The sequence below is a fragment of the Arthrobacter sp. 2YAF22_2 genome (genome assembly GCF_052114645.1).
GTDB lineage: Bacteria > Actinomycetota > Actinomycetes > Actinomycetales > Micrococcaceae > Arthrobacter.
On record NZ_JBFRFD010000081.1, the window covers coordinates 1 to 9308 of the forward strand.

A 9308-nucleotide genomic window follows, 5' to 3' on the forward strand; every position below is an offset into this window, starting at 1 on the left:
GATCAACGTCGACGCCTCACCGGCCTCCTGCACGATGCGCGGCGTAAAGCCCGCCGCCGCACACAACGCGATCATGTGGTCATGGATGCCCGCCCCGGCGCTGCGGCGGAATGCCACGAACGGTTCCTGCGCCAGATCCCGCAACGCCAGCGTCCCGCCTTTCGACAGGCGACGCAGGGCAGGGTGGTCGGCATGCAGGATCAACGCCAGTGGATCGACGAACAGGCTGTGCGCCACCAGCTCGGCCGGCAGCGTGCGCTTGCGGATGATGCCCACATCCAGGCTGCCATCGAGCAGCGCGTCGATCTGCTGCAGGGTGTTCATCTCGCTCAACTGCAGCCGCACCTGCGGATACTGCTGGCGGTACTGCAGGATCGAACGCGGAATCTGCGGTGACAACGGCGTGGCCCGGGTCAGGCCGATACGCAGCTCACCCTGCTCGCCACGCTGCGCGCGCTGCACTTCATCCACCGCCGATTCCACCTGCTGCACGATGCTGCGCGCACGTTCCTGCAGCAGTTCCCCCGCAGCCGTCAGCTGCACACGCCGGTGGCTGCGCACGAACAACCGCGCACCGATCAGTTCCTCCAGCTGCCGGATCTGCTGGCTGAGCGGAGGCTGTGACATCCCCAACCGCTCGGCCGCCTGGCCGAAGTGCAGGGTATCGGCAACGGCAAGGAAGTAGCGCAGGTGGCGAAGTTCGATGGACATGGATGCAGTCTATCCAGCCCGACGCCGGGAATCGTSATCCACGCATGGCGTGGATCWACCGTGTCGACCAAGGTCGACACCCACCAAGRGCAGGCCATGCCGTTCCGACAGATCGCGGMRATCTGTCAGAGGYGGGGCGGTGTGGGTRGGCAGGACCGTTGGCGCCATGGATGGCGCCATCGAGCCCCCAKGGAWGGGTTTACGGCGTGTCCTGCCCACCCAYACCGCCCCGCCCAACCAGCAATAACCCAGAGCCGCCTTGGCTTCGGCCCTTGCCTTTGCCTGAAAAAAGCGGTGCAGCCGCAGGCTGCAAAACACCCTCAATCCTGATCCTGCGCGCGTGCTGCCTCCGCCTGGGTCTCTTCCTGCGCTGCCATCTCGCGTGCGATCCACGCATCGATCATGCGTCGCTGGCGCTGCGCCTGCCGCCGCTCCCGCGTGTACTCCTGGTCCAGGACCCGGTACAGCGACACCATCACCAGCACCATCAGCAGCGCGAACGGCAACGCGGCAATCGTGATCATGCCCTGCAGCGCATCCAGCCCGCCCGCCAGCAGCAATGCCGCCGCAATCAACGCTACCGCGATGCCCCAGGCCAGCTTGCGCTTCAGCGGCGGATCCCCGGCTTCGTCGGTGGACATGCTGGCCAGTACCAGAACCGCCGAATCGGCCGAGGTCACGAAGAAGATCATCAACAGCACCAACGCCACTGCCGACAGCATCAGCGACGCCGGCAGGCTGTCGAACAGGGTGAACAGCACCGTCTCATAGCCATTGCCCAGCGCCTGCACAAGGTCGGCGTGGCCGAAGATCTGCGCCCACAATGCCGTTCCCCCAAACACGGCGAACCAGAAGAAGCCCAGCAGGGTCGGTGCCAACACCACGCCGATCACGAACTCGCGCACGCTGCGGCCGCGCGAGATGCGCGCGATGAAGGAACCCACGAACGGGGCCCACGAAATCCACCAGGCCCAGTAGAAGATCGTCCAGTCGGCCACCCACGTGCTGCCGGAGAACGGTGACATGCGCAGGCTCATGGTCACCAACTGGTTGAGGTAGGAACCCAGCGTGGTGGTGAACGTATCGAAGATGAAGCCAGTCGGCCCCAGCACAAGTACGGTCGCGGCCAGCAATGCAGCCAGTGCCAGGTTGAAGTTGGACAGCCACTTCACGCCGCGCTCCACACCGCTGGCGGTCGAGGCCATGTACAGCACGAAGGCAATGGCGATGATGGTCATCTGCACCGGTACAGTCGCCTGCAGGCCAAATACGCGCTCCACGCCTGCAGCGATCTGGATGGTGCCGAAGCCGAGCGTCGTCGCCACGCCGATCGCCGTGGCGACCACCGCCGCGATGTTGACGACACGGCCGATCCAGCCGCGATGGTGGCGGCCGATGATCGGCTGCAGCATATCGCTGACCAGCCCGCGCCCATTGCGGTTGAACTGGAACCAGGCCATCGCCAGGCCGATCAGTGCATAGATCGCCCATGGAATACATCAAACTCGGAAACACCGGCATGGATATCTCGCCGCTGGCCCTGGGATGCATGACGTACGGGGACCCGGACCGGGGTCCGCATCCCTGGACGCTACCGGAGGACCAGAGCCGGCCGCTGATCCGCCAGGCCGTGGAGGCAGGCATCAATTTTTTTGACACTGCCAACGTGTACTCCAACGGCTCAAGCGAGGAAATCCTGGGCCGGGCCCTGGCCGAGTTCACCCGCCGGGACGAAACCGTCATCGCCACGAAGGTGCACGGCGCGATGCGGCACGGTCCGAACGGGCGGGGCCTTTCACGCAAGGCTATTTTCGCGGAGCTTGATGCCAGCCTGACCCGGCTGGCAACGGACTACGTGGACCTCTACCAGATTCACCGGTGGGACCCCGATACGCCGATCGAGGAGACTCTGGAAGCCCTTCACGAGGTCGTCAAAGCAGGCAAGGTCCGCTACATCGGCGCATCCTCGATGGCCGCTTGGCAGTTCAGCAAAGCGCTTCACCTGCAGCAATCAAACGGATGGACCCGTTTCGTCAGCATGCAGGATCACCACAACTTGATCTACCGGGAGGAGGAACGCGAAATGTTCCCCCTCTGCGCAGACCAGAAAATCGGGATACTGCCCTGGAGTCCGCTAGCTCGCGGGAAGCTCACACGGGACTGGGACGAGAAAACCAACCGCTCAGAGAAGGACGAGTTCGGCAAGACGCTTTACACCACCGAGGAAAGCGACAGGGCGGTCTCCGAAGCGGTGCGCGTCATCGCAGAACGCCGCGGCGTGCCCCGCGCGCAGGTCGCCTTAGCCTGGGTCCACTCCAACGACTTGGTCAGTGCGCCGATAGTCGGGGCAAGCAAACGTGCCCACCTCCAGGATGCCCTCGCCTCGCTGGAACTAACGCTCACCCCCGACGAAAAGGCCGACCTGGAAGGTCCTTACGTCCCACATGCGGTCGCCGGATACTGAGCACACCACCCCCGACTCTGAGATGCAGATGAACTTGAAAGAACTCCCAGCAAGGCAACATCTCGGACACTTGTGGACCGCAGCGCTAAACGGCGGCACCTGTAGGGTCGGACCATGATCCAGACTGTCGCCGTACCGGCATTGTCGTCCTATCACTGGCTCGGCATCCCGATCGCCGTCGCCGGAGCGGTGCTGCTGGCCCTCGGCACCCTCTTCCAGCACAAAGCCGTTGACGATCAGGGACCCGCACAGGGGCGTGCCGCCGGGAGCATGGGCGGGGGCCGGTTGCAGGCCCTCCTGCGCAAACCCATCTGGCTGGCCGGGACGGCCATGCTGGGAGCAGCGATACTCCTGCAGCTCACGAGCCTGAGGTTCTCACCCCTGATCGTTGTGCAACCCATCGGCGCCGTCGCCCTGGTGGTAACGACCCTGGCCACTGCCAGGATGACCCGCAGCTCCCCCGGCCGCCGCGCGCTCACATCCGTAGCCTTGTGCATCACCGGCGTCGGGGTATTCGTCGCGGTTGCGGCCGTCTCCGCGCAAGACGTTGAAATCAGCGACCGGCACCTCATCACCATCCTGCTACTGCTAGTCGTCGTCCTCGCCGCGCTGGGTACCGGTTTCGGTCTCTGGCGCCACCGGTGGGGGCCGTCGTGTTCACCGTCGGTGCCGGGATCCTCTTCGGATTCGTCGCGGCTCTGGCCAAAACCGTCATCGCCCGACTCTTCCAGGGCGACTTCGAGTGGCTGTCCCTGACCTGCCTGGCAGGGCTGGTCATTGCGGCCCTGTCCGGGACCTTCCTGGTCCAGAACGCTCACACCCGAGGAACATCCGAACTGGTCGTCGCAGGCCTGACAGTCATCGATCCGCTCGTCGCCGTCACCCTAGGCATCACCGTCCTCGGCGAGGCCGACACAGCCCCGGCGCCAGCATTTATTGCCTTCCTTCTCGCCGGGGCAACCGCCGTCGCCGGAGTCCTCCTGCTGGCCACCGTCAAAAAGGAACCGGCCAGCGCAACGCCCTGATGAACCGAACCGAAGCGGAGCTTCCTGTGGAACGACGCAGAGTGCGAACAGCGCTACCTCCTGCAGCGCCAGGATAGGAGGTGATCAGGCCCGGTGCGGTTGAGTTGGCAACTCCACCAACGAGGACCACTCGGTCAAGGCGGAACCAAGAACCTACCGGGTCCGGCGGGCCATCAGAGGATCCTTCACCGCACGACGGCGATATCCACTGGGCAGTCTCGCCTTCGCCGTGCTCATGCAAGTCTCGGGACAGGGACTCGAGAGGGGCGTCCAACATGGGGCAACTGTACCGAGACGATACGTCGAACCAGCAAGTAACGGCTGCCGTAAGCCGATCCTCAGCGTGCGCCTGCGTGACGCAGATGGATGACCCCCGAACCTCCTGCACCCTCGTTCCAGTCCTATGTCTGCCCACCCGCGCGCTTCATACGGTCTCTAGTCCTCCATTCGCCACGTAATGAGCTTCAACGTCCCGTTGCCAGCACGCACCGCGGTCGTGATGTTGTTTCCGCTGGGCACGGCCAAAGCGACGTCGCTGACAGCACCCGCCTTGTCATCGCTGTCCCCAGTTCTTTGGATAATTCCGCTGTTCGGATCGACATCCCAGCTGATCAGTTTCAAGGAACCATTGCCGGCTCGTACCGCTGTCACGTATCGCGCGTCGCCTAAACGCGAGATGCAGATGCAGGTCGCGGCGCCGGCATGGTTGTCGCTGTCGTGAAGCCGCTGGATCTGTGTGCCGTCCGGTGACAGCGACCAGCTGATGAGCTTCAGCGAGCCATTGCCAGCCCGGACCGCCGTGACCAGGCCCGCCATGGCGATTTCACTCACCCCACCGGCTTGGTCATCGCTGTCGCCCAGCCGGGAAATATTCTTGCCGTCTTCGGAAAAGCCCCAGCTGATGAGTTTGAGCTTGCCGTTACCGGCCCGAACGGCGGTAAGCACAACATTCGGCGACGGCACGGAGACCGCGATGAGGCTTACTGCGCCCGCCTGGTCATCGCTGTCGCCCAGACGAGTGATCGTTCCCGTGGCGTTGTCGAGAGCCCAGTTGATGAGTTTCAGAGAGCCATTGCCCGCCCGAACCGCCGTCACCAAGTCCGCTGCTGTCTTCGGCGGCCCCGGCACGATGGTGACAATGCTGGCTGCCCCAGCTTTGCCATGAGTGTCTTTGAGACGAGAGATGGGGCCCGAACCGATCCCGTCATTCCAAGAAATGAGAAGCAGATCTCCGCTGCCGTCGCGGACTGCGGTGACGGTAAGGTTCCGATTTCTTGCGACGGCAATCGCGCTTACCTCGCCTGCCTGATCGTCGCTGTCCGAGTTCCGAGCAACAGCGCCCGGGCCGCCAGTGCTCCAGTTGATCAGTTTCAGAATGCCCGACCCCGTTCTTACCGCCGTCAGCGAATAAAACCCGAGCTGCTCAATCGCAATATCAGTGGCGGCACCAGCCAATGCGCCGCTGTCGCCCACCCGCGTGAAATTTGTCATGATTCAAACCCTCCCCAAATGGCCCAAACCGGAGGCGCAAGTCCAAGGCTCGCCAGCGTCTGCGACAGTCCGCCGGTGGCGGAATTCTCCCGACTGCAGGCCAATTACCCGACATGGTTCGCCTGATCAAGCGCGCTGTCAAGGAGCCAACGATATCCTCATGCTTCGTCTTGGCTGCGGCTAATCCAAATGTGGTCGCGTCACATCGTCCTGACCCCGGCTACGCGCATCTCCGGCCGCGAAACCAAATGAAAATCTCCCAAATCGATCGTAGACTTGGGCGTACTTGAGGGAGGTTTCGATGGATACGGGTGACCGTCTTACCGATTCTCTGCTGGACGTGATTGGGCTCCAAAATTTCCTGCATGACTTCATCCGTGCGTTGACTGTTCGCCGACTCAAGCCGGGCGAAGATGTCAGCCATGTTGTCGAAGAACTGGGTCTGACAGCGCCAACGGGCTGGCAGCGAGGGCCCATTACGTGGGTCGGTAGTACTGAAGACTTTGGGACCAACGAGGACCATACGGGGCAGACTCTGGTGCTTGTGCAACCTGGCCATCCCGAGGCGGTAGGACTGACCATCGGATGCATCCGCGTTCATGGAAGGCGGTATGGGACTGCCCCGGCTTTTGTTGACTCGGGGTCTTAGGCCGCTGTGAGCGCGGTCCGGTTGATTGTTTCATATTCGATTGGCGTGAGTTTTCCCAGCCGTCTTTGCCGTCTCCGGCGGTGGTAGGTCCTTTCGATCCAGGTCGTGATGGCCAGCCGCAGTTGTTGCCTCGTGGTCCACCGCTGACGGTCCAGGACGTTCTTCTGCAGCAGTGAGAAGAAGGATTCCATTGCGGCGTTGTCCGCGCACGCGCCGACTCTTCCCATCGATCCTGCGAGTCCGTGGTGGCGGAGTGATTCAACGAAGCGGCGTGACCGGAATTGGGAGCCGCGGTCCGAGTGCACCACTGTCCCTGCCGGGCGGCGTGCCCGCACCGCGTTCTCCAGCGCGGCGACGGCCAGCGAGGATTTCATCCGCGAGTCCATCGAGTACCCGACGATCCTGCCGGAATAGACGTCCTTGACCGCGCAGAGGTAGAGCTTTCCTTCCGCGGTGGGGTGTTCGGTGATGTCGGTGAGCCAGAGCTCGTTCGGCGCAGCAGCGGTGAAGTCCCGTTCCACCAGGTCGTCGTGGACCGGTGGTCCCGGCTTCCGATTGAGGCCACGCTTCTTGGAGAACACGGACCAGATGCCGTGGTGCCTGCACAGGCGCTGGACCCGGTTCTCACCGGCTCTGATGCCCTTCTCGGGGAGCTCATCGGCGATGAACCGGTACCCGAACGCAGGATCGTCGGCGTGGATGTCCAGGGCGGCGTTGACCAAATGCGCGTCGACCCAGTCCCGTTCTGTCACCGGGTTCGATCTCCACCGGTAATAGCCTTGCTTGCTGAATCCCAACACCCTGCAGGTCACCGCCACGGGAACACCATCGGCGGCAAGATCCGTGACCAGCGGGTACATCATTTTGGGTTTATGTCCCTCGCCAGATAAGCAGCAGCCCGGCGCAGAATCTCATTCTCCTGCTCCAACAACCGATTCCGCTTCTTCAACTCACGCATCTCGGCAGACTCGGCCGCTGCCGGGCCGGCGCCGGTCTCCTTGCGCTCGGCGATGGCGATCCAGCGCTTCAGCGTCGTGACCGAAAGCCCGAAATCCTTCGCAATCTGCGCCAGCGGCGCCTCGCCCTTGCGGGCCACATCAATAACATCCTGGCGGAACTCCGCCCCATAAGCCGTGGGCATGGTCAACATCCTTCCACGAGCACCAGCTCGCTAGGTCAAGGAGTCAACAAAACCGGGGGCAGTCCCCGGCGCCAAAATAGCGCCGCAATGGGACCGCCATTTAGCGCCGACGGTCACCGACGGGCGCCGTAGGGTTTCGTCTGTACTGGAACCGTGACACTTACAATCGCCCATTTCCGGCAGCGGTGCCGCTCCCCGCGGGACGGCCTATACGCCGCTTCTGTTCGGAGGTGGCCAGCCAGTGGTTGGTGACTGTTGGCGATTACCCTGACTGCCTTGACAACGAGGCCCGCGCAGTCCTTGCCGGGGCACGTGCAAGGGGTTTAGTACGGCCTGTCGGTTGGTCATGCAGGTCGCTGTTCGTTTCTCCATGAGCTCTTCGGAGAGGAGGGAACCGCCGCCATGATGTTCGTTGATTTCCAGCATGAGGGGCGCCCCGCAGTGCGGTGCTTATTCGGGGCCGGTCAGGTTCTGGAGGCCTATTCTTCACACCGGAGCGAAATCGCGCCCCGCCCGGGCGCTCGTTTAGGCAACCCTGTTGGGGCGCGCCAGAAGTGGGCAGAACAGGGGGTGTGCACAGTGTGCACACCCTGGGCTTCGGATCGGGTCGCACTGGTGCCGGACTGGGCCGGATTGCGGAGCTTTTCGGGGGAGTGGCGGATTTCCGGGGGCTGGAACCCGGTTCGAGTCCCACCTCGGGCGCAAGTTCCCTGTTCAGGGGCTTTTTGGTGTTTCTTCGCGTGCACATTGTGCACACTCTTGCCTCTGATCTGTGTATCGGGTCTGTGGGTCCCCGACGGTCTATTTGCTTGTGTTGGAACGGCCGTCTACGGCGGTACCGCACTGTGGTGGCTGTGGTGGGCCTTCATCCTCGTTAGTCCGTTCCGTTGGGTTTTCGCGTTCACCACTTCATGGTGGCTGGGGGCGCTTACAACGTGACTTGCTGAGTGTTCGTAGATCGACCTAGGGCTGTGGCGGGTCCAGAAAGTTCCGCGCTGATGCCCGTTCATGCAGGAACGCCGAGGGAACGTCATGACATGGAAACTGATCCGGAGTGGATCATGTGCCCGCTGAGCCTTGGCGGGTGGTAGAGGCTCATCCTCCCTGAAGCTACTCACCGTCGTGGGACACTGGACGCCTTCTTGAGTCATAGCGCTTCGAGCACGCTGACGTAGTTTGCGATGCCGACGCCGCCCATGTTTTGCACCGCGGCAATCCCGCGCCTACGCTCAGGGCGCGTGAAGTCCGGCTCCTTCATTGCTTGCCACCGGTCTCAGCGACCGCGTCGTCGCCAAACGGGTCTTCATCTCCGAGGTAACCGTGAAAACCCGTCTTGCGCACATTTACGGCAAACTCGAGGTCGAGAAGCCGTGGCAGCCATCGCGGCCGCTTACCGGCTGGCCTATCGACGGCGGGAAGGCTCTGCTTTTTCTGGCAATCGGCCGCCGAGCCGTGTCGTTACCCGGGCCGCGGCAGATGCGCAGGCTTCTCCCAGGTCCTGCAGCCGTTCGCGTGAGACGCGGAATTTAGGAGCCGAGATCAGCACTGCGGCCACTAGGGCGCCCCGGTGATCGTAGACGGGGGCGGCGACTCCCACTTCATCGATCGACGATTCCCCATAGTTGATTGCCCATCCCTGGACTGAAACCTCGCCGAGCCTGATCTTGTAGCCGTCGAGGCCCTCATTGTCGAGCCCCGGATAGGTGATTCCGCCGCTGCGCAGGAGGGCTGCGACACGTTCCGCGGGCTCGTTGGAGAGGAAGACCTGGACGGAGGCGCTCATGGCGTCCTTGTAGCGGGCTCCGAGTGGGGTGGTGTGTTTTATTT

The 9308-nt window shown here is 63.1% G+C and carries 8 protein-coding genes and 1 pseudogene; 4 read left to right on the forward strand and 5 right to left on the reverse strand.

Going from position 1 to position 9308, the window contains the following annotated elements:
• Together AB4Y86_RS05290 and AB4Y86_RS05295 are read right to left on the reverse strand one after the other, a co-directional pair.
• A partial coding sequence (locus tag AB4Y86_RS05290) for a LysR family transcriptional regulator (RefSeq protein WP_441400743.1) occupies positions 1 to 711 on the reverse strand: 711 nt, incomplete at its 3' end.
• A gap of 320 nt (positions 712 to 1031) precedes the next feature.
• Positions 1032 to 2171, reverse strand: a complete 1140-nt coding sequence (locus AB4Y86_RS05295; protein ID WP_441400745.1) for a BCCT family transporter — start codon at positions 2169 to 2171, stop codon at positions 1032 to 1034.
• Between the two features lie 29 nt (positions 2172 to 2200).
• On the opposite strand from AB4Y86_RS05295, the gene AB4Y86_RS05300 reads away from it, so the two are divergent.
• From AB4Y86_RS05300 to AB4Y86_RS05310, 3 genes are all read left to right on the forward strand, one after another.
• The gene (locus tag AB4Y86_RS05300; RefSeq protein ID WP_441400747.1) at positions 2201 to 3175 is read left to right on the forward strand and encodes an aldo/keto reductase; all 975 of its coding nucleotides are present in this window, start codon (positions 2201 to 2203) and stop codon (positions 3173 to 3175) included.
• Between the two features lie 114 nt (positions 3176 to 3289).
• Positions 3290 to 3931 (forward strand): DMT family transporter, encoded by a 642-nt coding sequence (locus AB4Y86_RS05305; RefSeq protein ID WP_441400749.1) that lies wholly within the window; start codon positions 3290 to 3292, stop codon positions 3929 to 3931.
• The gene (locus AB4Y86_RS05310) at positions 3829 to 4200 is read left to right on the forward strand and encodes a hypothetical protein (protein WP_441400751.1); all 372 of its coding nucleotides are present in this window, start codon (positions 3829 to 3831) and stop codon (positions 4198 to 4200) included. The genes AB4Y86_RS05305 and AB4Y86_RS05310 overlap by 103 nt, the downstream gene beginning before the upstream one ends.
• A 435-nt stretch (positions 4201 to 4635) precedes the next feature.
• Here AB4Y86_RS05310 and AB4Y86_RS05315 read toward each other — a convergent pair whose 3' ends face one another.
• A complete protein-coding gene (locus tag AB4Y86_RS05315) occupies positions 4636 to 5691 on the reverse strand; it encodes a hypothetical protein (protein WP_441400753.1) in 1056 nt (351 codons plus the stop codon).
• 645 nt (positions 5692 to 6336) lie between these two features.
• Positions 6337 to 7481 (reverse strand): IS3 family transposase gene (locus AB4Y86_RS05320; protein ID WP_441400755.1). Its coding sequence is split into 2 segments (ribosomal slippage): positions 6337 to 7205 and positions 7205 to 7481, totalling 1146 coding nucleotides; the frame shifts between segments, so codons are not numbered across the junction.
• A 1257-nt stretch (positions 7482 to 8738) separates the two neighbouring features.
• Here AB4Y86_RS05320 and AB4Y86_RS05325 point away from each other — a divergent pair.
• Positions 8739 to 8795 (forward strand): annotated as a pseudogene (locus AB4Y86_RS05325) (hypothetical protein); the annotation flags it as partial.
• An 88-nt stretch (positions 8796 to 8883) separates the two neighbouring features.
• Here the strand turns inward: AB4Y86_RS05325 and AB4Y86_RS05330 are convergent.
• On the reverse strand, positions 8884 to 9308 hold a 425-nt coding region (locus tag AB4Y86_RS05330; RefSeq protein WP_441400757.1), incomplete at its 5' end, for an IclR family transcriptional regulator domain-containing protein.